Annotated in this window: 26 protein-coding genes and 1 pseudogene; 10 read left to right on the forward strand and 17 right to left on the reverse strand. The window is 37.6% G+C overall.

All coding sequences use genetic code 11. The features are described from left to right. Positions 1-257: 257 nt before the first annotated feature. The gene (locus IPU53_RS10200; RefSeq protein WP_207450425.1) at positions 258-1,121 is read right to left on the reverse strand and encodes a nucleotidyltransferase-like protein; all 864 of its coding nucleotides are present in this window, start codon (positions 1,119-1,121) and stop codon (positions 258-260) included. A gap of 221 nt (positions 1,122-1,342) precedes the next feature. Between IPU53_RS10200 and IPU53_RS10205 the strand changes: the two genes are divergently transcribed. Both IPU53_RS10205 and IPU53_RS10210 read left to right on the forward strand, forming a co-directional pair. Then, the gene (locus IPU53_RS10205) at positions 1,343-1,696 is read left to right on the forward strand and encodes a YgzB family protein (protein ID WP_207450427.1); all 354 of its coding nucleotides are present in this window, start codon (positions 1,343-1,345) and stop codon (positions 1,694-1,696) included. Between the two features lie 141 nt (positions 1,697-1,837). Then, positions 1,838-2,476 (forward strand): YesL family protein, encoded by a 639-nt coding sequence (locus IPU53_RS10210; RefSeq protein WP_207450429.1) that lies wholly within the window; start codon positions 1,838-1,840, stop codon positions 2,474-2,476. 109 nt (positions 2,477-2,585) lie between these two features. On the opposite strand, the gene perR is transcribed toward IPU53_RS10210, so the two are convergent. The 4 genes from perR to IPU53_RS10230 form a co-directional block, all read right to left on the reverse strand. After that, positions 2,586-3,023 carry a Fur family transcriptional regulator gene (gene perR, locus IPU53_RS10215; protein ID WP_207450431.1) on the reverse strand — a complete coding sequence of 146 codons (438 nt, stop codon included), beginning with the start codon at positions 3,021-3,023 and terminating at the stop codon, positions 2,586-2,588. Positions 3,024-3,119: 96 nt separating this feature from the next. After that, complete coding sequence (locus IPU53_RS10220) at positions 3,120-3,665, reverse strand: cob(I)yrinic acid a,c-diamide adenosyltransferase (RefSeq protein WP_207450434.1); 546 nt, start codon at positions 3,663-3,665, stop codon at positions 3,120-3,122. A gap of 600 nt (positions 3,666-4,265) precedes the next feature. Next, on the reverse strand, positions 4,266-4,739 hold the full coding sequence (bcp, locus tag IPU53_RS10225) for a thioredoxin-dependent thiol peroxidase (protein ID WP_207450436.1): 474 nt from the start codon (positions 4,737-4,739) through the stop codon (positions 4,266-4,268). A gap of 70 nt (positions 4,740-4,809) precedes the next feature. Next, positions 4,810-5,217: an ion channel gene (locus IPU53_RS10230; RefSeq protein ID WP_207450666.1), complete on the reverse strand. Its 408-nt coding sequence runs from the start codon at positions 5,215-5,217 to the stop codon at positions 4,810-4,812. 370 nt (positions 5,218-5,587) lie between these two features. Here IPU53_RS10230 and IPU53_RS10235 point away from each other — a divergent pair, with 370 nt between their 5' ends. Both IPU53_RS10235 and IPU53_RS10240 read left to right on the forward strand, forming a co-directional pair. Further along, on the forward strand, positions 5,588-6,883 hold the full coding sequence (locus tag IPU53_RS10235; protein WP_207450438.1) for a glutamate-1-semialdehyde 2,1-aminomutase: 1,296 nt from the start codon (positions 5,588-5,590) through the stop codon (positions 6,881-6,883). A gap of 97 nt (positions 6,884-6,980) precedes the next feature. After that, positions 6,981-8,048 (forward strand): FUSC family protein, encoded by a 1,068-nt coding sequence (locus tag IPU53_RS10240; RefSeq protein ID WP_207450440.1) that lies wholly within the window; start codon positions 6,981-6,983, stop codon positions 8,046-8,048. A gap of 68 nt (positions 8,049-8,116) precedes the next feature. Here the strand turns inward: IPU53_RS10240 and IPU53_RS10245 are convergent, their stop codons facing one another. From IPU53_RS10245 to mutY, 5 genes are all read right to left on the reverse strand, one after another. Then, positions 8,117-9,865, reverse strand: a complete 1,749-nt coding sequence (locus IPU53_RS10245; protein ID WP_207450442.1) for an ABC transporter ATP-binding protein — start codon at positions 9,863-9,865, stop codon at positions 8,117-8,119. Positions 9,866-10,119: 254 nt separating this feature from the next. After that, positions 10,120-10,650 (reverse strand): nucleoside tri-diphosphate phosphatase, encoded by a 531-nt coding sequence (gene ntdP / locus IPU53_RS10250; protein ID WP_207450444.1) that lies wholly within the window; start codon positions 10,648-10,650, stop codon positions 10,120-10,122. Between the two features lie 307 nt (positions 10,651-10,957). Continuing rightward, the gene (locus IPU53_RS24940; protein ID WP_242698216.1) at positions 10,958-11,155 is read right to left on the reverse strand and encodes a gamma-type small acid-soluble spore protein; all 198 of its coding nucleotides are present in this window, start codon (positions 11,153-11,155) and stop codon (positions 10,958-10,960) included. Between the two features lie 94 nt (positions 11,156-11,249). After that, complete coding sequence (fabL, locus tag IPU53_RS10260; protein ID WP_207450448.1) at positions 11,250-11,996, reverse strand: enoyl-[acyl-carrier-protein] reductase FabL; 747 nt, start codon at positions 11,994-11,996, stop codon at positions 11,250-11,252. A 225-nt stretch (positions 11,997-12,221) separates the two neighbouring features. After that, the gene (gene mutY, locus IPU53_RS10265) at positions 12,222-13,343 is read right to left on the reverse strand and encodes an A/G-specific adenine glycosylase (protein ID WP_207450450.1); all 1,122 of its coding nucleotides are present in this window, start codon (positions 13,341-13,343) and stop codon (positions 12,222-12,224) included. Between the two features lie 154 nt (positions 13,344-13,497). On the opposite strand from mutY, the gene IPU53_RS10270 reads away from it, so the two are divergent. From IPU53_RS10270 to IPU53_RS10280, 3 genes are all read left to right on the forward strand, one after another. Then, a complete protein-coding gene (locus tag IPU53_RS10270; protein WP_207450452.1) occupies positions 13,498-14,478 on the forward strand; it encodes a metal-dependent hydrolase in 981 nt (326 codons plus the stop codon). Between the two features lie 102 nt (positions 14,479-14,580). Beyond that, positions 14,581-14,751 carry a small, acid-soluble spore protein K gene (locus tag IPU53_RS10275; protein ID WP_207450453.1) on the forward strand — a complete coding sequence of 57 codons (171 nt, stop codon included), beginning with the start codon at positions 14,581-14,583 and terminating at the stop codon, positions 14,749-14,751. A 26-nt stretch (positions 14,752-14,777) separates the two neighbouring features. After that, entirely contained in the window at positions 14,778-14,942 is a 165-nt protein-coding gene (locus tag IPU53_RS10280) for a YpzG family protein (protein WP_207450454.1), read from the forward strand. A gap of 89 nt (positions 14,943-15,031) precedes the next feature. Here IPU53_RS10280 and IPU53_RS10285 read toward each other — a convergent pair whose 3' ends face one another. Both IPU53_RS10285 and recX read right to left on the reverse strand, forming a co-directional pair. Continuing rightward, positions 15,032-15,352 carry a YfhH family protein gene (locus tag IPU53_RS10285; protein WP_207450455.1) on the reverse strand — a complete coding sequence of 107 codons (321 nt, stop codon included), beginning with the start codon at positions 15,350-15,352 and terminating at the stop codon, positions 15,032-15,034. Positions 15,353-15,366: 14 nt separating this feature from the next. After that, the gene (gene recX / locus IPU53_RS10290; protein ID WP_207450456.1) at positions 15,367-16,158 is read right to left on the reverse strand and encodes a recombination regulator RecX; all 792 of its coding nucleotides are present in this window, start codon (positions 16,156-16,158) and stop codon (positions 15,367-15,369) included. A gap of 122 nt (positions 16,159-16,280) precedes the next feature. Between recX and IPU53_RS10295 the strand changes: the two genes are divergently transcribed. Together IPU53_RS10295 and IPU53_RS10300 are read left to right on the forward strand one after the other, a co-directional pair. After that, positions 16,281-16,403, forward strand: a complete 123-nt coding sequence (locus IPU53_RS10295) for a YfhE family protein (protein ID WP_158323265.1) — start codon at positions 16,281-16,283, stop codon at positions 16,401-16,403. A 23-nt stretch (positions 16,404-16,426) separates the two neighbouring features. Next, positions 16,427-16,612 (forward strand): YfhD family protein, encoded by a 186-nt coding sequence (locus IPU53_RS10300; protein WP_207450457.1) that lies wholly within the window; start codon positions 16,427-16,429, stop codon positions 16,610-16,612. Between the two features lie 59 nt (positions 16,613-16,671). Here IPU53_RS10300 and IPU53_RS10305 read toward each other — a convergent pair whose 3' ends face one another. The 4 genes from IPU53_RS10305 to IPU53_RS10320 form a co-directional block, all read right to left on the reverse strand. Continuing rightward, positions 16,672-18,135: an arylsulfatase gene (locus tag IPU53_RS10305; protein WP_207450459.1), complete on the reverse strand. Its 1,464-nt coding sequence runs from the start codon at positions 18,133-18,135 to the stop codon at positions 16,672-16,674. A gap of 21 nt (positions 18,136-18,156) precedes the next feature. Beyond that, entirely contained in the window at positions 18,157-18,774 is a 618-nt protein-coding gene (locus IPU53_RS10310; protein WP_207450461.1) for an NUDIX hydrolase, read from the reverse strand. A 294-nt stretch (positions 18,775-19,068) separates the two neighbouring features. Further along, complete coding sequence (locus tag IPU53_RS10315; RefSeq protein WP_207450463.1) at positions 19,069-19,578, reverse strand: DoxX family membrane protein; 510 nt, start codon at positions 19,576-19,578, stop codon at positions 19,069-19,071. 352 nt (positions 19,579-19,930) lie between these two features. Continuing rightward, positions 19,931-20,305: a DUF488 domain-containing protein gene (locus tag IPU53_RS10320; RefSeq protein ID WP_207450465.1), complete on the reverse strand. Its 375-nt coding sequence runs from the start codon at positions 20,303-20,305 to the stop codon at positions 19,931-19,933. 93 nt (positions 20,306-20,398) lie between these two features. On the opposite strand from IPU53_RS10320, the gene IPU53_RS10325 reads away from it, so the two are divergent. Beyond that, positions 20,399-20,566: a hypothetical protein gene (locus IPU53_RS10325; protein ID WP_207450684.1), complete on the forward strand. Its 168-nt coding sequence runs from the start codon at positions 20,399-20,401 to the stop codon at positions 20,564-20,566. A 226-nt stretch (positions 20,567-20,792) separates the two neighbouring features. Here IPU53_RS10325 and IPU53_RS24945 read toward each other — a convergent pair. Beyond that, positions 20,793-21,053, reverse strand: a pseudogene (locus IPU53_RS24945) (DUF5412 family protein); the annotation flags it as partial. Between the last annotated feature and the right edge of the window lie 372 nt (positions 21,054-21,425).

Genomic DNA, 21,425 nt, shown 5'->3' on the forward strand with positions numbered 1-21,425 from the left:
ACATTCCTACTCAATTGCTGGCAATGGTTTAAAACCATTTATCCAATATTTATTGACGTTCGTTTCGTTCAGTTTTCAAAGATCAAATTCTTGTTCGCCGCCTCGACAGCGACTTTCTTATAATACTTCATTCGATTAAGAAAGTCAAGACTTTTTTCCGTGTTATTGTTGCTGTTTTTCTTTGTCATCAGCGACGCTTACTAATATAACAAGAATTATATTCTTCGTCAATACTTTTTTTGAAAAATTATTCCATTTTATATTTTATATTTTATATGGAATAATCCGGGCGTTTTCGATTCTACTTGAAAGGCATCGATCACATCCTTTTCTACGAGATGTTCAATCAATATATTTAGATCAGTCCCATAATAATTTAATTCAGGATGAGATTTGATTTCATTCATATTCCAATCAGGCTGCATTTTTAATATTTTCTTTACATGTTTGGTCCCCGCGGCTGTTCTAGAATAGATTAAAAATTCACTTGCGATAAAAAGCAACTCTAATCTTTTTTCAATTGGTTCATCACTTTTCGTTAGTTCTTCATATAACTTATAAATTTCTGGATCTAATTGTTTTACCTGATTCCACACAGTGAGCTCCGGATGCAAACCTTTTTCAATAATGGCTAGGCGGGCTAGATGATGCAGAGAGTGGACAGTGTGATTAAATGCATCCATAAACTGTTTTGTCTCAAAGAAGCCTTTAGCCATCCAATATCTTCTAATTAACTTAGCAAATTCAATCCCTGTTTTTATTTCTCTTTCATATAATGGAAAGTCTTCAAGTTCATTTTGGAGATTAAAGAGATAATCGTTTTTATCAAATAGAATCTTGCCAACATGAACCCATTCGACGATTTTCCTATTAGTTCCAAGCAATAACCATTCCTTCAATTGCTGATCACTAACAATTTGCAAGGCAATTTTAATATCCTCAAATTGATAGTGCTTCAAAGTTGTTGATTCTTTCTCTATATCATAAACGATCACAAGTAAGATAATATCAAAGTTGTTTGTAATGGCAGGGATATGAGGTTTCTTATGAATTTGTAAAACCCCCAGAGAATTTTCCATGCTTGCTCGCTCTTGATATATATGTCTTAAAATATCCTCCATCCTGTTTTACCCTCCAAATAAATCGATTTAAAATATAGGTTTCGACATTTTTCTATAAATTCCTTCTAACTGACACGAGCATAGAGTAAATAAATCTATGTACCCATCATTTTATTGCCTAATCGCAAAAGTTTTTTTCGATTTTTCGTCATCAAAGTTTAAGTAATTAATGGGACGTGTACCATTGATTATGGTATAGTTTATTTTCAGGAGGGCTTGTAATGGCAAAAAAATATTCGAGTAAGATAAATAAGATCCGTTCTTTTGCATTGGGTCTAATCTTTATCGGTTTCATTATTATGTATGTAGGGATTTTCTTTAAAAACCATCCTTTAGTGATGACCATCTTTATGTTGCTTGGGCTACTTGCTATCGTCGCCAGTGTCTTCATCTATTTTTGGATAGGTATGCTTTCAACTAAGGCTGTACAGGTTGTCTGTCCGAATTGCGGTAAGACGACGAAAATATTGGGTAGAGTAGACATGTGTATGTATTGTCATGAACCTTTAACTATTGATCCTAATCTTGAAGGGGTCGAATTCGACGAAAAATACAATCGGAAAAGAAGACAATAGAGGAATTTTCGAGGGGAAAACCCCTCCTCAAACTTCCTTAAGTAATTAGATTTACTAGATTCACAAACTTCGTTTCAGAAATGAAAGATTCATGTTATAATATAATTAAGTACAAGAATTTAACAGATAGTTGGTGAGACATTGAATATTTTAAACAGCAGATTGTACAGCATTTTGGAAACGGTGTCTTTTTTCTTCCTTTTAAATATCCTTTGGTTTATTATGTGTCTTCCAATCATTACGATTTTCCCAGCAACAGCTGCGATGTTCGGAGTGGTTCGGCAATATATAATGAAGAAAGATTCAGCCGTATTTGTACCTTTTTTTCGTTTCTTCAAAGATAATTTTAAACAAAGCTTTATTTTAGGGATCATCGTTTTTGTTTTTTCGTATATCTTCTATATTGATTTTATGCTGATCAGTAGTTTAGGCAATGTTATGCAAAACCTTTTGTTGGCCTCCTTATTTTTAATTGCCCTTATTGGAACATTAACATTCGTCTATATTTTTCCAATGATGGTGCATTATAAATTAACTTTATGGTCAACCATTAAAAATTCATTCTTCTTTTCGGTAAAATATTTCCCGACTACACTTTTATCGATTATTTTTATAGGACTAATGCTGGTTGTTTTATATTATTTGCCAGTTGCTTTTCTCATGATCTTTAGCTTTATGGCATATGTTACCTTCCTTATCTGTCATAGCCGTTTCCATAAGGAAGGAGAGCTTGCAAAGAAACATCAATTAACGCAGGAGCACCCTTCCGTTGAGGGGTAGTGAGAATCGTCTAGAATTAGGCGTACTTCCAACAGTGATGCCGGGATAAACGAAGTTCTAGCAAAAAAATAGCAACCTATTGGAGAATAGGTTGCTATTTTTAATTTTTTCAATGTGTCTTTTTATCGTGACAATCAGGACAAACACCATAAATTTCCATCCTATGAGAGTCCACTTTAAAGCCAGTGACATGTGCAGCTAATTGCTCTACATCGTCTAGCCCTGGATAATGAAAATCAACAATTTTACCACAATGCTCACAAATAGCATGATAGTGGTCAGATGTCACAAAATCAAATCTACTTGAAGCGTCTCCATACGTAAGCTCTTTGACTAAGCCTGCCTCACGAAAAACACGTAAATTATTATATACGGTTGCAACACTCATGTTCGGGAACTTACCTTCAAGTGATTTATAAATTTCATCTGCAGTTGGGTGTGACATCGATTGGACAAGAAACTCCAAAATCGCATGACGCTGAGGAGTGATTCGAACTCCAGTTTCCTTTAGTGTGTGGATTGCTTCTTTTAATTGATGTTCTGACACCGTCATGCACCTCTTTTCTAACATAAAATTGATTATCTATTTATAATTCTTATAATTAAGTTTACTAAAAAATAGTTGATACGTCAATGTATCCACTTAATCATGAAGGTTCATTTCTTCATAACCTAAGGTATGATTCACATATCGAGCGGATACAAATAATAAATCAGAAAGCCGGTTTAAATACGGAAGGACAAAGTCATTTTGAACCTCCACGGCAACTGCCAACCTCTCCGCTCTCCGTACTATCGTTCTTGCAGTATGTAATGTGGCACCAGCTGGATGTCCTCCTGGTAAAATGAAATTTTTAAGCTGAGGTATTTTTTCTTCCCACTCGTCAATCAACGTCTCCAATTCGAGCACATCTTTTTCCAAAACTTTCCATGCTACTTCTTTTTCTGGTGGGGTAGATAGTTCCGCCCCTACATGAAAAAGCATTGTTTGGATTTTGTGGAAAGCCTTTTTTAGGTTATTTATTTCCGCATTTTCCATATTATGAAGATGGCTTAGAGCCAACCCAATCATTGAATTCGCTTCGTCAATTGTTCCATATGCATCTACTCGAATATCATGCTTAGATATTCGACTTCCATATACTAAAGAAGTTGTGCCTTTGTCACCTGTCTTTGTATATATCTTCATTATATTCCCTGCCTTCCATTCATGAGTATCCTAAAAAAGATGTTCAAATAGTTCTTCTACTAAATGCCAGCACGTCCTGTGGTAGCTCGTTGGCTTGTTCCTACGTTGCTCGAAAAAGAAATCCCTTTCCTTCGTCCGATGTGGATTCTGGGAAGTTTTCCTGTTGTCATGTATCAGGAAATGATCTTCCGTTAAAAACGACTACGTTCTGTGGGCACCACGGAAGTCAGTACATCCTGTACAAGTCCGCCTCGAACTTTCGATGTACACGCTTGGTCCTTTCTATCCTCTTTTTTGAACATACATTTAAAATAAAAAGTGGGCTGAAATAAATCAGCCCGGAAAAATTTATATGCAATGAGGAGGTATGCCCTACTTTACTTTATGCGCGGGTGCTTATTTAGAATGGACAACAGCCGGCTTTTTCGAAAAATAGGCCATTATTTTTCACTATTGTTTAAGAATTTATAAAATTCTAGTTTATGGCTACATTGCGGTTTGACATCCACACCGAGCATCGAGAAGCTCACATGGTGCGAGTTCATTGGCGAAGATATGCGGACGCAGCTATCTTAGCAGACATCCCCTTACAGCGATCACTTAAGATAGGCTAGTTTGGATAAAATTCAATGCTTCTTGCACATGACCGCTTACTTTGACTTTACGCCATTCCTTGGCTACTTTGCCCTCTTTATCAATAATAAATGTCGAGCGTTCAATCCCCATAAATTCTTTCCCAAACATTTTCTTATGTGTCCAGACATCAAATTTCTCAGCTACTTCATGTTCATTATCAACAAGCAATAAAAATGGCAATCCATGCTTATCAATGAATTTCTCATGCTTCTCAAGTGGGTCGGCGCTTACACCCAAAATCACGGCATCTAACGCGGAGAAATCTTCATGATGGTCTCGAAAATCACAAGCTTCTGTTGTACAGCCAGGGGTCATATCTTTCGGGTAAAAATACAAAACCACATGTTTTTTTTCTCGAAAATCTGACAGCTTGACCATTTCTCCATTACTGGCTTGGAGTTGAAAATCTGGTGCCATCTCATTCACAGTTACAGACATCAATAAGTTCCCCCTCTGTTCATCATTTCATTAAGCGTACAAAAAAATGTGCAGGAATTCAAATATTTGATCATTTAGGCCGTTCATAATCTATAAAGGTTCGCACTACGAAAGCGGCTGGGATTGTATAACCTAGTAAAGCTTCGATCATTACAAATAGTCGTCCAATTCCAACAGGCACCACATCTCCAAAACCCACTGAAAATAAAGTAATCGCACTTAAATATAAAGAGGTTGATAAACGCTGATTCCAATCACTAGATTCCTGGAGTGAAGAATCAATGATCACCGTCCAGCCCTTAATCTCCAATAAAAGAAAAAGCAGGCCAAAACCAATCATGATCACCACATATGTACAGCCTAAAAAGGCGAAATTTTCAAAAGAAACTTGTTTATATTTAAAGCGATTAGGGATAAACAATAATCTTAATGCGAAAAGAATACAAATGATTACTGCAAAAAAGATCATATACCACATTAACATCACTTTTCCTTTCTGTTCTATAAGTTACGAAAATAAAAATGCGAATAGAACTAAGAAAAGCGGAGAGCGACTGGTTAGCGACGTACAAATTTTAAGTCTTCTGACGAAATATAGGAAACACGATGAGCCAAAAGGTGAAGCGATGTTGACTTATCATAGGAAGATGGCGTAAATTTGCTAGGAGGCGAAGCTAGACAGAGAAAAGCAGAATCAACTGTTTAGCGGCATCATTTAAAACTTGATTCCCTTTCATTGCGCAGTTTACGTAGAACGTCTACAATAATAGAAGCTTGTGGATTTATAAGAATGCAAATTCGCATAAAATGATCATGTTTTATACAGCGAGAAAAAAGGAGTCTTAACGATGAATGTTACACAATCAGAAATCATCCAAAAAGAAGCGATGGAACATATTGTTGGAGGAGTAAACAGTCCATCCCGTTCCTATAAAGCTGTCGGCGGCGGAGCCCCGATTGTCATGGAAAAAGGAAATGGTGCGTATTTATATGATGTAGATGGTAATCGATATATTGACTATTTAGGGGCATACGGACCTATTATCACAGGTCATGCCCATCCACATATTACAGACGCTATTAAAAAGGCGGCTGAAACGGGGGTCTTATATGGTACTCCCACTCCCCACGAAGTGAAATTTGCAAAAATGATTAAGGAAGCTATTCCGTCCCTTGATAAAGTTCGATTTGTAAATTCGGGTACTGAAGCTGTCATGACGACGATTCGCGTGGCGAGAGCCTACACTGGAAGAGATAAGATTTTAAAATTTGCTGGTTGCTATCATGGCCATTCAGATCTTGTTTTGGTTGCAGCTGGCTCTGGTCCATCGCAATTAGGAATGCCTGATTCTGCCGGAGTCCCACAAAGCATTGCTAAGGAAGTCATCACGGTTCCTTATAATGATATTGAGGCATTTCTAGATGCTATCAAAAAATGGGGGCCTGAAATTGCGGCAGTTCTAACCGAACCAATTGTAGGTAATTTTGGCATTGTTGAACCTTTCCCTGGTTACCTAGAGGAAGTGAAGAGATTAACGCATGAGGCTGGTTCCCTATTGATTTTTGATGAGGTGATTACTGCTTTTCGATTTATGTATGGTGGAGCCCAGGATTTACTTGGTGTCACCCCAGATTTGACTGCACTTGGTAAAATTATCGGTGGCGGCCTTCCAATCGGTGCCTATGGAGGGAAAAAGGAAATTATGGAAAAAGTTGCTCCTCTTGGCCCAGCATATCAGGCAGGTACCATGGCTGGAAATCCGGCTTCCATGTTATCAGGGATTGCTTGTTTAGAAGTTTTACAAAAAAATGGGGTGTACAAACAACTTGATCAGCTAGGGGCACATTTAGAAAAAGGCATTTTAGACGCTGCCAACAAATATAATATTTCCATTTCCATTAATCGTTTAAAAGGGGCATTAACCGTTTATTTTACACAGGAAAAGGTTATAAACTATAATCAAGCAGAAAGCACGGATGGAGAACTTTTCGCTCGGTTTTTCAAGCAAATTCTTCACAATGGTATTAATCTTGCTCCATCCAAATATGAAGCTTGGTTTATTACAACCGCTCATACAAAGGAAGACATTGAAGAAACAATAAAAGCTGTTGAACTTTCATTTGCACAGCTTTCCAATGCCTAATTTTACTAAGAGAGAAAATTGTAAAGCGCCTGAATAGAGATAGGCTGTTCTTCCAAAACGCTATGCGTTCTTATCACCCAATGAAAGGAAAATGTATATGAAGCTTGGTGCCCGCATGTTAAAAACGGGAATAGCCATCATTTTGGCTTTAATGCTTGCAGAGCTTCTCCATATTCCAACACCTGCTTTTGTTGGGATTGCGGCTATTTTTGCTATACAGCCAACGATTTATCGATCTTATTTAACCGGTCTTGAACAAGTACAAGGAAATATTCTTGGAGCTGCCATAGCTATCGGCTTCGTGCTTGCTTTTGGGAATCATATTTTAGTGATCGGCTTAGCTGCAGTTGTGGCTATAGGCCTTATGGTTAGATTTAAACTTGAAAATGCGATCCGTCTTGCCCTTGTAACAATCGTGGCTGTAATGGCAGCACCAACGGATGATTTTCTTCAAGTAGCCTTATTACGTTCAGGTTCGATTTTCCTTGGGATCGTCTCATCATTTATTGTGAACCTAGTTTTTCTACCGCCTAAATACGAGACAAAGCTTTTCCAAGGCATTTCTTCAGTGACAGAGGATATTATTAAATGGACGAGATTATCCACTCGCTTTGCCTCAGAAGAAGGACTTTTAAAAAAGGATCTAGCCCAATTAAAAGAACGTTCAACAGGAAATAATCAACTATATTCCATGTATAAGGAAGAAAGAAAGTATTTTCGGAGAAGTGAATATTCCAAGGCAAGAAAGCTTGTCATTTATCGGCAAATGATTCATGTTAATCAGAATAGCCTAGCCATTTTAAATTTACAGCATAAATATGAAAATGTCTTACACCAATTACCAGAGGATTTACAAGTTCACACACGCAGAAGACTAGATTTCTTACTAAGTTATCATGAACAATTATTAATGAAATTTATGGGGAGAGTGCGGCAAGAAATAGAACTAGATCCTTTTCAAGATGAAAATGTGGAAATCAGCCAACTCTTTGATCGCTTTATTACAGAAGTAAAGAAAGACGAAGATTATAATGAATATCAACCCTATCATCTAATTCATTTTTTCTCAGCTTTACTTGAATATGAAGAACAACTGGAACACCTAGATCGATTAATTCGTTCCTTCCAACTGTATCATAAGAAAGACGCCGTTTTTACAAAGTAAAAAGATGTGGCTGGTAAAAAGCCACATCTTTTTATATATTATTTCGCCTATCTAAATATTAGACTTAGCTAAACACCCAATTGCTGGACTTCAAAGAGTCGAGAATAGTTTCCTTGTTTTTGCATCAATTCCTCATGTGTTCCCATTTCAGTAATTCGTCCATGTTCAATCAGTATAATTCGATCTGCATGGGTAATCGTGGACAGACGGTGAGCAATAATAAATGTTGTTCGATCCTTTGCTAAGGTTTCAAGAGCCTCTTGGATAAGATGTTCACTTTCAAGATCAAGTGCTGAAGTAGCTTCATCCAAAATTAAGAGCGGTGGATTTTTAAGAAAGACACGGGCGATTGCAATCCTTTGTTTTTGCCCACCAGACAGCTTAACCCCTCTCTCACCAACCATTGTCTCATAGCCATCAGATAGATTGATTATAAATTCATGTGCGTTTGCGGCTTTGGCTGCTTGATAAACCTCTTCATCAGTTGCTTCCGGTTTTCCTAGCAAAATATTGGCTTTCACAGAGTCACTAAATAAAATATTATCCTGCAGTACCATTCCAATGCGATCTCGCAGGCTTCGTACTTTTAAATGGCGAATGTCTTCTCCATCTAATAGCACTCTTCCGGAACTAACATCATAGAACCGCGGAATCAAGCTGACAAGTGTTGATTTTCCTCCTCCACTCATACCAACGAGTGCAATCGTTTCACCTGTTTGTACATGCAAATGAATATCTTCTAAAACAGGTTTCTCCTTTTGATCATAGGCAAAAGTAACATGATCAAATTGAATATCTCCTTTTACTTGCGCCAGTTCAATCGCATCAGGTGCATCTTCAATATCATATTTTTCATCAGCTAATTGAAACACTCGATCCATCGAAGCGATAGCTTGAGTTAAGGTTGTTGATGAATTCACTAAACGCCTTAAAGGATTGTACAATCTCTCAACATACCCCATAAAAGCAACCAAGGTCCCAATTGAAAGATTTCCGTTGATTACCTGGTAACCCGAGTATGTAATAACAATTAATGGGGCTAAATCAGTAATCGTATTGACGACAGCAAAGGCTTTTGCTGTCCAACTTGTATGAATTAATGCCCTGTTTAAAAAATGACTATTGTTTTGATCAAATTGCGTTTGCTCATGGTCCTCGATCGCAAAACTTTTGATGATCGACATTCCAGCAACTCTTTCATGTAGATAACTTTGAACCTGTGCAAGTGCTTGAGATCGTTGTCGAGTAAGTTTGCGCATATTCCCAAAGAAATAACGAACAGATATAATGTAGAATGGGAATACGGCCAGAGAAACAAGGGTTAACGGAACATCAAGTGATACCATAATAACAATCGCAATAATAACTGTAGCCGCATCAAGCCATAGATTCATTAGTCCAGTGATAACAAAGTCCTTCGTTTGCTCGACATCATTAATAACCCTTGAAATGATCTCCCCTGCTCGAGTATTGGAGTAAAATTTAAAACTTAATTTCTGGATATGTGTAAATAAGCGATCTCGAATATCATATAAAACTTTATTAGCTGTCCACTGTGCAAAATATTGTCTGAAGTATTCAACAGGTGGCCTGATGATAATGAAAAGCGTAAACATGATGCCCATCGTCCAAAATAATTGAGTGGTTTTTTCCGTAGCAGTCATATTTTCCGCACTAATGACATCATCAATCACATACTTCATTAACATCGGAATAAGAAGTGGAATCGCAAATTTAATTACTCCTATAATAAGGGTCCAAAATATCCTCCAGCGATACGGTTTAACAAACTTTAAATATCTTTTGATAACTCCCAAACCAAAAACTCACTCCTAACATAGAAAAGCGCAAGCGCCTTGATGTAACACGAAAGGCTAACTTCGCGCCGTCCTGGCGCAACGCCGATGGGCTTGCATCCTGCAAGCCTCTCGGGGCTAGGCGCAGGAGCTAGACAATAGAGAAGCAAAAGCGCTGGTTCAGCGAATGAACAGATAAAGCTGTGTCCTGTTGTTTCGCCTGAACTAGTACATCCTATACATCACAGCGATCTCCCGACCTGTATCCGGCAAACCTAACCTCTATAACTCAAATAGCGGTCATACCAAATGTCTATAAAATCTGCTGAAAATGGGCCTTTTCTTTGCCGAATCCAAAAGATAAGCTTTTCCACATTTCTTTTTAAAATATGGTCAATCTCTTCGGGATATCCCATATGTAATCGATTGTATTCGTATTCATCCTCATCTAGAAGTGAATATGTCATATCTGGAAATACTTTAATATCCAAATCATAGTCGATGTATTTTAACGCCTCTACATCCACAACAAAAGGGGAGCCTAAGTTACAGTAATAATAAATACCATCGTCTCTGAGCATTCCAATAATATTGAACCATAAGTTTGTATGGAAATAGGTAATCGCTGGTTCACGAGTGATCCATGTTCTCCCATCTGATTCCGTTACTAACGTATGATCATTTCCACCAATAAGTAAATGACTATTTGCTTTCAATACTTTCGTTTCTTCCCAAACACGATGTAAATGACCATCATGTTTGTAACTGTGTATTTGTATATTCTCTCCTTCAACTGGAATTTGCATTGATTTCTCCTACTTTCTCTCTCCCTATACAATCGTTTCTTGGTTAAAGTACGTTTCAAGTTTTATTAATATTTTTATTATAACGTTTTTCGTTCTCTTTTAAAACCAATCCGTTTACACATTTTCCTTTGAAAACAAGAAAAGCGCAAGGCCGATGGACTCGCTCCTGCGAGCCTCGAGCCGATGGCGCCTGGAGCTAGACACCAACTGCAAGGTAAGCAATTTATCCACAAGCCAAGAATTTTATAGTTTCCTTCACAAAAATAAAGGTCTAACTTTCAAATGAAAGTTAGACCTTTGTTGGACATTATTGTTGTCCGAAGTTTCCAGCGTTTTTCGCTTTGTTTTGTTCTGCTTTTTGGTTTCGCTCTTTTACAGATTGTACATCTGTTTCACTACCGAATTCAGCACCGAAATTTCCTTGTGCACCAGCACCAGCAGATTGAGCGTTTTGTTGTTTTACTTTTTCAACGTTTGTGCCTGCTTGAGATTTTTTGTTTGCCAATGGTATCACCTCCACGTTTGTTAATGTAACCAAACATGAATTTTTAATCCCAAAAAAACAAAAAAATTTTCTTACACAAGTTACGAACTGCTCCCTATACGAGAATAGAGCGTCCACCATCTACAATAATCGTCTGCCCTCTGATCATCCAGGCATCATCAGAGACTAAAAATAAAATAGTCTTTACAATATCATCGATTTCGACCATTCGTCCTGCAGGGGTATGTTTTCTTGCATCCTCTAGCAGCTCTTCTCGATTCGGGAAATGTGTTAAAGCCTCTGTATCAATCGCTCCACCTGATACAGCGTTCACCACAATGTTTTTTGGCGCTAATTCAACAGCTAAATATCTTGTAAGTGACTCGACAGCCGCCTTTGATACTCCCACATTTGTATAGTTCTCTAAATAACGAATCGAGCCAAGAGAACTTAAGCTCACAATCCTTCCCCCACCTGTTTTTTCCATTAACTTTGCGGCTTCCTGAGCACAGAATAGTACTCCCTTTCCGTTAATATTCATTGTCCAATTCCAGTGCGTTTCTTCGATTTCCATAATAGGTCGCAAAACACCTGAAGCTGCATTATTAATTAAAACATCCAATCTGCCAAATTCCTGGTCAATTGTAGCAAACATCGCCTTAATTTTATCAACATCACCTATATTTGCTCGAACAAGGAGAGCTTTTCTGCCTATTTTCTCAATTTCCTCCGCGGTTTCCTTAGCCTTACTTTTACTACGTGCATAGTTTACTACAATATCATATCCGAGTTTTGCTAAAGCGATCGCTGTTGCCTTACCTACACCACGACTACTTCCTGTGACGAGTGCTACTTTATTCATTTTTCATCAACCTTTCTTTTTCCTATGTATAGTTTACCTTGATGTCGATGCTTGGACAATAAAGTGAACCTCAATCAGTGGGGGGGTTCTTTCATCCCCCACTGATTGGTAGTTGAACAAATCGGGCTTTTACTGGCTGTTGATCCCCCACTTACAATTCTAGGTGTTCCACTAATTCTTGAAGTGGGGGTCTTACAGCCAGTTAATGCGGGATAAAGAGCATTTTTAATTAATGCTTTTCATGCCGTACATCTCTTTATAGGCTTTCCAAATCTTTTGATGTGGTACAGGGAACGCGAGAGCTTCAAGCTCCTCTTGCGTAACAAGACGAACTTCATCTGGATGATTCAATGTTTTGGTGATCTCGCCTGCAAAAACATCCATTGACCATGTTAAATGAGAAAAAACATGATCCACATGAGTAAAAGTCCCTGTTTCAAGCTGTATATTTTCCTTGTATTCTTCCTTCAGATATCTGGATAATGCTTGTCTTTGGGTAGAGTATTGCTTAGTTGTAACTACTTCTGTTGTAGGAAATTCCCAAAGATTCGCTAGTAAGCCTTCATTCGGTCTTTTGCGAATAAGATAACGATCATCAGTTGTTTTTAATACTGCTGATACTAAAGAGAGATGCTTCACTGATTTTTTTCGTGTCTTAATTGGCAGAACTTGTTCCTTTCCATTCGCATACCCTTGACAATGCTCCCTTACTGGGCAAAGCAGACAGGCAGGAGACGTTGGCGTGCAGATAAGGGCTCCTAATTCCATTAAAGCTTGATTAAAGTATGAGGGATTAGCCGGATCAATTAAGGTCCGAACAGCTGCTTCAAATACTTTTCTTGTTGAAGGCTTTGCTATATCCTCTTCGATTAATAAGATTCTAGATAGCACACGCATAACGTTTCCATCTACAGCTGGCTCTGGTTTTCCATAGGCAATACTTAGAATCGCACCGGCTGTATAGGGGCCGACCCCTTTTAATTTTGAAATTTCTTTTTGAGTATCGGGCACTTTCCCTTCGTATTGCTCCACTACTTCTTTCACAGCTGAATGCAAATTTCGAACACGGGAATAGTATCCTAGACCCTCCCATATTTTGAGAATCGATTCATCATCGGCAGCAGCAAAAGCTTCCATCGTAGGGAATGTTTTCATAAACCGTTCAAAATAGGGAATGACTGTATCTACCCTTGTTTGTTGTAACATAATTTCCGATACCCATACTTTATACGGTTGATTATCTTTTCGCCACGGAAGATCACGTTGTTCTTCTACAAACCAATCAAGCAAATCTTCACGAAATTGTTGAATATTTATATCCTTATGCTCTAAATTAGATTCTTCCATATTTAACGCTCCTACAGGTTAATTACTACTCCATTTAGGGAATCATAAAAATGATAGGACTTCAAGTCCCATATTGCATTCTCAATTTTTTTAAAATATGATTAAAATAAGGAATCAAAGTTCACGAATACCCTTTTTCTAAGGAGGATTTAGTTTGGATACTGCCACTCATTTTGCCATGGGTGTTGCGATTGGTGGGCTCGCTACCCTAGATCCAGTTGTTGCTGAAAGCACCGCCAATACTCATAGTGTTTTAGTAGCGGCCATCATTGGATCGCAAATACCTGATATTGATACTTTTTTAAAACTACGTAATAATGCCGTTTATATAAGGAATCACCGCGGAGTGACTCACTCTATACCTGCTATTTTATTTTGGCCACTCGTTGTGACGGCTTTGGTTGCTTTCATTTTCCCAGAAGCCAATTTATTTCATTTGTGGCTTTGGTCCTTTGCAGCTGTTTTTTTACATGTGTTTGTTGATATTTTCAATGCCTACGGGACTCAGGCATTACGGCCTTTCTCGGCAAACTGGGTCGCATTGGGGGTTATTAACACCTTCGACCCGATCATCTTTGGACTCCACATCTTAGCTATTTTCATTTGGGCATTTGGAGCAGACCCGGGTGCCACATTTTTAACCCTATATATTGTTGTATTTTTCTACTATCTTCTTCGGTTTATTATGCAGAAGGTCGTAAAGTCAGCCGTACTAAAAACCATTCCAGATGCGGAAGAAATCATTATCGCACCTACGATGCATTTTAATCAATGGCGATTAGCTGTGATTTCAAAGGAATTTTTCTATGTTGGTCGGGCGTTTAAACGTTCCATTACCATCTTTGATAAATTTAATCGGATTCCTGTCCCTGAAACACCAGAAATTGAAGCTGCAAAACAAGATAAAAATGTTTCAGCTTTCTTATCTTTTTCTCCGATATATCGTTGGGAAATTAAAGAATTCGATGATTATAAAGAAGTGCGTTTTATTGACTTAAGATATAGAAGTAATGGACATTACCCCTTCGTTGCCATTGTGCATTTAGATGCGGAGCTACAAATCCTCACTTCCTATACTGGCTGGATTTATAGTGAGGAAAAACTTAGAAAAAAATTAAATATAGTTATCGACTAAAGGTGGGACTTTACCAGCTATCCTTTGGACGTATGTTTTTCAGTTTATAATCCATAATAAAGGTGACGACTTAAAAACCGTCAACTAAAGGAGGGTGTCCCATTGCGTAATAAAGCAAAAGATTTCCCATATAAAAATGAAAACAAATTTGAAGGTGAACCACGAGCCAAGGCTGAATATTCTCCAATGAGAGCAAATGGAACGATTAACACCGATCCACAAGGCAGAATGCGAGCATCTGGGAATCGAGAAGATAATTCCAGTCAGTCCTGATCATTCACCAACAAGGAGGATTTTCAATGGGTAAAAGCGATGGGAATACACATCAAAACCGTAGTTTAAGTCCTTTTAACCGCGGATTTTATAATCCGAAAAAAATGAGTTCTCAAGTAAACGGGCAGACAGAGCTTTCCCAAACAGACATCATCAGAGAAAGAAATGCTGTAACACGATACAAAAAATAAAGCTGACCTTTATCCAGTGGGAGCAATCTCTCACTGGATGATTTTTATCCCACATTAAAAGTAATCATATTCCATGATTAAAATTTACTTTATACTTTTTTAAGTAAGGAAATTGGCAATGCTTCCTCTTCCCCTGCCCCATTTAATCGATAGCCCCAGGCAAACACCCCTTTTAGATAATCGATTTTAAAATAAGTCCCAGGTGCCCCTTCTACCGCATAAATTTCACCGGGGATAAAATCAGTCGGAGATAACAAGTAAGCCTCTGCCATTACGGCTCTTCGCTCCATAACAGCAAATTCATTGACCATCCCAAGTTGTTCAGCCTTTCTTGCCTTCTCTTTCGTTAAAGCAATTTCGTGTTTAAGTTCTTCATTCGTCATTTCACTGTATTTTTTTTCCCTTTCCATTACAAAAATCCCCTTTATTCTTTTTGATCTAAAAAACGGCCAATCATGTCTATTTCAAAGCCTTTACGAAATAATGCTTGCTTCATCTTTTGGTTGTATTCAAATCCTTCTAAATGTTGATATTTTCGATGAGCTTTTTCTCCGTGTTTGAGAAGAGATTCCCATTCCTCATCTTCGTCTTTTTCATATTCAATTTCTTCGATCGCCACTGTGATAATTGAAAATGGAAAACCCTTCGTCTGTAAAAACTGCTCCAACTTTTGCTTTAATATCTTCTCAGAGAGTTTTTTATTTTTCGTCGCATATTTATTGCCCAACTGAATAGCGTGATCAATTTGATCTGCTTTTTTGTAAAGAGCTAATGCCTCTTCTATATATGCATCTGAAATATCCTTTTGTAATAGTTCTTGTTTTATATTAGCTGGACCTTTTTTTCCCGCATTTATTTGCGTGCGCACATAGGCCTTCGCAAACTCCAGATCATCCACATAGCGATGCTCCTGTAATTTTTGCATTACTTGTTCAATGACTTGCTCATTACAATCTTTTTTAGCTAAATGCTTCTTAATTTCGCCTTCGGCTCTCATTCGGAATGATAAATAATGGATCGCTTCATTATAGGCTTTGCGAATTTCATCCTCATATTGTAGCTGAACAACCTCAAAATCAGCTAATTCTTTGCCTTTTACTAATCCATTTCGAATTAATATCGCTTCATCCACACTAAAAGCGTATTTCTCATCTAAATAAAGATTATAGCGATCTGCTCTTTTCTTTTGCGCTGTGATTTTAGTGATGATCGCCACCGCTAATCACCCCTGCTTTCTTATTTACTGGCTCTATTTTACCATAATCTCTTGCATGTATGTTTATCAAGGTTTTTGAGAAAAATGATAGGGAATGCCACGAACAAAAGGAGTTGATCCTTATGAGCAAAAATAAAAACGTTCAAACGAAGAGCACATTATCTACTACACAAGAAGTGCTTTATGCAAAAGAATTTAAACAGGCAGATCGAGCTGGCGGTTACACGCATTCAAGAAGAAAATAACACAATATATGGAGGGTTCAGATATGGGTAGAGATGATCGAAGAAAGGCCCGTGACAAGAATAAACAAAAGCTTCCGCAAGTGCCAAACAATATGAAATCGGATGGTCTTGATGTAGAATTTTCACAAGAAGCAGCAGATCAAAATGACCTAGAAGCCATGGAAAGAGCAGACGAAGCGGACAAAAGAGCTAAAAGACGTAAAAATTAATATCTGGAAGAACAAGGAATTAGGGATGGACATTGTTCGCGTCCATCCCCAATCTTTTATTAGTCTATATTATTTTTACTATTGTGAAGAACAGCCTGAGGCTGCTGCCCAACAATTAGTTGTGTTCCATCTGAGTAACCTTCTTCTCTACCTTCTAACTCTTTTATTAATAATTGCCGTAAAGTATTTATTTTATGGATGTATGCTTGTTGATTGATTAGATTTTTCATTTCATAAGGATCTGCTTCTAAGTCAAAAAATTGCTCTTCACCAGTTTGTGAATACCAAATGAATTTTTCTTTTCCATTGACAATGAAATGATGTGATTGCCTGCCTTGAGTGTGTTCACCATGAAGGTACTCTCGCCAGTCACTCTCTCCATCCTTAGTTAATGGAAGGATACTTTTTCCTTCTACACTTGACGGAATTTCTATATCTGCAACATCTAATAAGGTTGGCATGATATCACGTAATTCCACTACACTAGAACAAGTCGTTCCTTTTTTTAATCCTAATTGATTACCCGGATCTGAAAGGATAAAAGGAACTTTTGCGCTTCCTTCATATGCTAAAGACTTTCTCAATAAATGATGATCTCCTAATAATTCCCCATGATCTGAAACAAATAAAATGACCGTATTATTATAAACCTGATATTCAATAAGACTTTGGATAAACCGCCCTATTTGATCATCAATATGGGCAATTAAAGCATAATAAGCAGCTCTCGCTCTTTTCAAACGTTGCTTCGGTACATTCCCGCCTCCAGCAGTTGGCAGTAGGCCTTCCTGGCGTTCATCTAGGTCATTTGCCCAATCCCCTATAACAGGTTCATCCATATCCAGACTCATATAATAATCGAAATAAGCCTGTGGTGGATCAAACGGTGGATGCGGGCGGACAAAGGACATTTTTAAAAAGAACGGTTTGCTTGGATCTCTTCTTCTTAAGAAATCAATCGATTGTGTCACAACCCAATTGGTTGGATGAAATTCTTCGGGTAAATGCCATGGTCGACTCATAGCAGAAGCATTACAATCCAAACCGATATCAGTTAGATCACGATGCCCGCCAAGTCGTTCCCTAAGCCATGGTAAATAATCATCTGTATGGTCAAAGAATTCTTGAACTGGTGTGTCCTTCATTCGGTTATGATGTAAATAGCCATCATGTAAAATGACATTATGAAAGCCACATAACTTCCTTGTTGGGTACACATGCATTTTCCCAACAGCTTGCGTATGATATCCAGCTTGGCTCATTTCTTCTGGAAGCAAATGAGGATATTGGTAGGGAACCCGATCCTGGTAGCCGACTCTTCCATGCGATCGCTGTGACATACCAGTTAAAACGGCGGCTCGCGCGGGAACGCAAGTAGGGGTCGCAGAATAAGCATTCGTAAATCGAACACCCTGGAGGGCAAGTTGATCGAGATTAGGCGTTTCTACGACAGGATGGCCAGCAATACTTAAACAATCAAAACGCATTTGATCGACCATTATCATCAATATATTTGGTTTCATTTTGTTCTCCTTCTTTTAAGGTTAATCAAAGTATGTCTCTTTATTTGGATTTTCCAGATAGTCAAAAAGCATATGTATTTGTGCTTCTGTATTGCGATTTTGGGATAAAGTAGGCAAATGATTTTTCGAAAAAAATTGGACATCATCGGTTTCTACACCACTAGTCGCACTTCCCCCGACAATCTCACATTGAAAAAACAATTTATAATAATGGTAAGGCTGGGGTGGATGAGCATGTTTATGTGTATCGCAAACCGCAAGTAACTTTTTTACATTGACAGCATAGCCTGCCTCTTCGGTGATTTCTTTAATAATATTTTCGGATGGAGAAAGACCAATATCACAAAAACCTCCTGGTAACGACCACGCTCCATCATAATTTTCTTGAACTAAGAGGATTTGGTTATTTTGAAAAACGGCTCCTCTTACATCCAATTTAGGTGTTTGATAACCGGTTTCATTCGCAAACAACTCATACACTTTTTCCATTTCTGTCGAGGAATAATCAGCCATGATTTCTACACTAATTTTTCGCAGTTCTTCAAATCGTTCCAGGTCATATACATCCTTAGAAAACGTTAATCCTGCTTGGGAAATGGCTTGAATTTTCTTCGCCCATTCTAACCATTTATATTCCATGTTTACACCTCTAACATTCTAAAATTACAGTCCCTCTTATAGACCATTTCGATAAAAAATGCAAAAATCCTCTAGATTTGTTTTTTTCATTAAGAAAAGCGCAAGCGCCTTGCTCAGCCCCGACAAGCAAATGTTCTGAGACAAGAAAAGTCCGGTTTTGACTTTTATTGGCTCAGGTTATTTGACCTCGAGGGGCTAGGCGCTGGAGCTAGATCAAAACACTAGCCAAAATTTTATACTTTCTTATCTTTCTAGAAAAAAGGGAAAGCTATTTTCAGCTTTCCCCTTCTTAGATTACTGTGTAGCAACCCTTCGGAACTTTTTAAAGATATTTTTGTCTTTCAAGTTTTTGATCGTAGCTGGGACTAAGAAGCGGTCAACTCCGTAATATACTGTTCCATTGATGACAAATAAGAGAATGATGGCTACGGCAAGTAAGATTGGATTTGTGCTAATCGTTCCTGCAAGTAAGAAGTTCAAGTTCATGAATGCTCCTGCAATCAGAGCTGGGATTGTCAATGCACCGACAATTAATCCAAGACCAACGAGTATTTCGCCTGCTGGGATCAAGATGTTGATAATCTTCACATTTGGAAGGGCAACATGTTCAAGGAAAGCGGCATACCATCCTTGGACAACTGGTGCTTCTCCTCCTGCTTTGGCTAACGCCCCTTGTAAAAATCCCCCTGCATCAAATGCGCCTAATTTATGCCAACCTGCTTCTAACCATTGAACACCTAACCAAATTCTTAATGCGGCCCATACAATTGCTACCCAACGATTTTCATACCATTTATTCATCATAATCACTCCTGTTTTTTATTGTTTGTGAAAGTATTCACATTAGGATGTAAAAAAATATTAGGACACTGTAGCGAATGTTTGTTATTTTATATTTGTTTGTGAATATTTTCACTAACTTTCTATAGATTTAATATACTATGAAATTCACTGGAAAGCAAGTTGTTTTTTAAAATGACACCTTTTTGTCAAAAATTGGAAAAGTATCCACGGAGAAGCGTAACAAAAAGAGGTACCACATACCATACGGGTTTATAAAAAGATTAAAAAGGATTAAAGAGCACCATACGGGTTTAAGATTCACCTTTAAATGATTAAAGCCTCCCCATGTTTGGTCGTAAATCCTTCCCTCCCACTAGTTGCTAGATCTGTTCCGCAGCATTAGTTCCTTTTTCAATAGAACAGCCTGATTATGCTGCTCATCTTTTGCCGCATAAAGTAAGGTAATGTCATTGTTTTTTGCTTTTTCCCATAACTCTTCAAAGGCAGCTTTCTTTTCCTCATCGTTTCGAAGTTCATTTACATATTTTTGCTCAAATTCTTCAAAATGTTGAGAATCATGCCCGAACCATTTTCTCAATTCGGAGCTAGGTGCCACCTCTTTCAACCACTCATCCAATTTTGCATCTTCTTTTTTTATACCTCGTGGCCAAATCCGGTCAACAAGAATTCGAAGGCCATCTGATTGGTCAAATGAATCGTAAACCCTTTTTAGTTGAATCTTTGGCATAGTTTCCCCTCTCCTCTCGATCTTTCATCCTTATTCATGTTATCCCCTTTTACTGGTCATACTAACCCTATCATAGATAAGGAGGCTTCACCCATGAAAAAGAACAAACAAAAAACAATCATTAACCAAGAAGACATGACCATTCGAGCAAATCTCAATAATCTAGAACCAGGTGATTCTGTCAATAAAGAACGTACACTTGAAACCGCGAACAGTAAACTAGCAAAAGATGAAATTCAACAGCAAAATAACAACCTTTAGAAAAGCAGACCCATTTTTTGTTTTAGACAAGTTTCAAAAAAATAATTAGGACACCTTTGCTTAATGTCACACATTTAATGGTGAAAAAAAGATGAGGCTGAGACAAAAATGTTTTCATGCAAGACAAAACCGAACTTCTAGGTTCATATGCCCCGTTTTCTTTGGTGAAACGCTTATACCCCAGCCTCACCTTATTATTCCTTAATTAAAACCTATAAAAAACTGATTACTTCTTAAAGCACCTTTTATAATCGTTTTTCATTAACAAACTTTGGCAAGCCAAACCATAGTGGTCATAAATTTCGTCCCTAACATCCAAATTAGTACTGCTATCTGACTCTGGATAATCTGGTTCCTCATTAGTGATAGCTAAAGTATTTTCACCATTCCAACTTATAGAAAAGTGACTTTTTGCGTCACTATAGTAAATTACCTTGGTCTTATGATCTGTATTGTTAGTGATTTGCACCCAAATATTAACCCCTCCTGCGGCACCTCCATACGTTCTATAGTAAGCATTAGCGGTGTATTTACCATTCGGGGAAGTTTATAGGTCCTTCCAGAAGCGTTCCTTTAAGGTTATTAAATGTAAAAAAGTATTGTGTATATAAAAAAGCAGCTAAAATCAACGTCGCTCCTATTAAGGAAGCGATTAAAAGTCTTTTAGGAAACGGAAACTCTCTCTTTTTTACAAAATAAATAAACAACTTAACAACAATAAATAGTATGACTGTTATGACGAAAATGAGGAGACTGAAAAGATTTAAGTAAATATTCATACTTCCTCCAATGAATTAACATTCTTATATAGAGTAACACAAAAGTACCAATTTTCTTTTAATGATTTCATCAATAATTT

The organism is Bacillus sp. SD088 (assembly GCF_017355205.1).
In the GTDB taxonomy this organism is placed as follows: domain Bacteria; phylum Bacillota; class Bacilli; order Bacillales; family Bacillaceae_C; genus Lederbergia.

Bases quoted from the DNA above. Each gene is read 5' to 3' on its own strand.
- mutY (WP_207450450.1), bottom strand. From the start codon at position 13,343: ATGGAAGAATCTAATTTAGAGCATAAGGATATAAATATTCAACAATTT.
- ntdP (WP_207450444.1), bottom strand. From the start codon at position 10,650: ATGCAAATTCCAGTTGAAGGAGAGAATATACAAATACACAGTTACAAA.
- IPU53_RS10280 (WP_207450454.1), top strand. From the start codon at position 14,778: ATGGGTAAAAGCGATGGGAATACACATCAAAACCGTAGTTTAAGTCCT.
- IPU53_RS10305 (WP_207450459.1), bottom strand. From the start codon at position 18,135: ATGAAACCAAATATATTGATGATAATGGTCGATCAAATGCGTTTTGAT.
- IPU53_RS10200 (WP_207450425.1), bottom strand. From the start codon at position 1,121: ATGGAGGATATTTTAAGACATATATATCAAGAGCGAGCAAGCATGGAA.
- IPU53_RS10240 (WP_207450440.1), top strand. From the start codon at position 6,981: ATGAAGCTTGGTGCCCGCATGTTAAAAACGGGAATAGCCATCATTTTG.
- IPU53_RS10230 (WP_207450666.1), bottom strand. From the start codon at position 5,217: ATGTGGTATATGATCTTTTTTGCAGTAATCATTTGTATTCTTTTCGCA.
- IPU53_RS10300 (WP_207450457.1), top strand. From the start codon at position 16,427: ATGGGTAGAGATGATCGAAGAAAGGCCCGTGACAAGAATAAACAAAAG.
- IPU53_RS10310 (WP_207450461.1), bottom strand. From the start codon at position 18,774: ATGGAATATAAATGGTTAGAATGGGCGAAGAAAATTCAAGCCATTTCC.
- IPU53_RS10315 (WP_207450463.1), bottom strand. From the start codon at position 19,578: ATGATGAATAAATGGTATGAAAATCGTTGGGTAGCAATTGTATGGGCC.
- IPU53_RS10295 (WP_158323265.1), top strand. From the start codon at position 16,281: ATGAGCAAAAATAAAAACGTTCAAACGAAGAGCACATTATCTACTACA.
- IPU53_RS10320 (WP_207450465.1), bottom strand. From the start codon at position 20,305: ATGCCAAAGATTCAACTAAAAAGGGTTTACGATTCATTTGACCAATCA.
- IPU53_RS10205 (WP_207450427.1), top strand. From the start codon at position 1,343: ATGGCAAAAAAATATTCGAGTAAGATAAATAAGATCCGTTCTTTTGCA.
- IPU53_RS10220 (WP_207450434.1), bottom strand. From the start codon at position 3,665: ATGAAGATATATACAAAGACAGGTGACAAAGGCACAACTTCTTTAGTA.
- IPU53_RS10325 (WP_207450684.1), top strand. From the start codon at position 20,399: ATGAAAAAGAACAAACAAAAAACAATCATTAACCAAGAAGACATGACC.
- IPU53_RS10285 (WP_207450455.1), bottom strand. From the start codon at position 15,352: ATGGAAAGGGAAAAAAAATACAGTGAAATGACGAATGAAGAACTTAAA.
- bcp (WP_207450436.1), bottom strand. From the start codon at position 4,739: ATGTCTGTAACTGTGAATGAGATGGCACCAGATTTTCAACTCCAAGCC.
- IPU53_RS10235 (WP_207450438.1), top strand. From the start codon at position 5,588: ATGAATGTTACACAATCAGAAATCATCCAAAAAGAAGCGATGGAACAT.
- fabL (WP_207450448.1), bottom strand. From the start codon at position 11,996: ATGAATAAAGTAGCACTCGTCACAGGAAGTAGTCGTGGTGTAGGTAAG.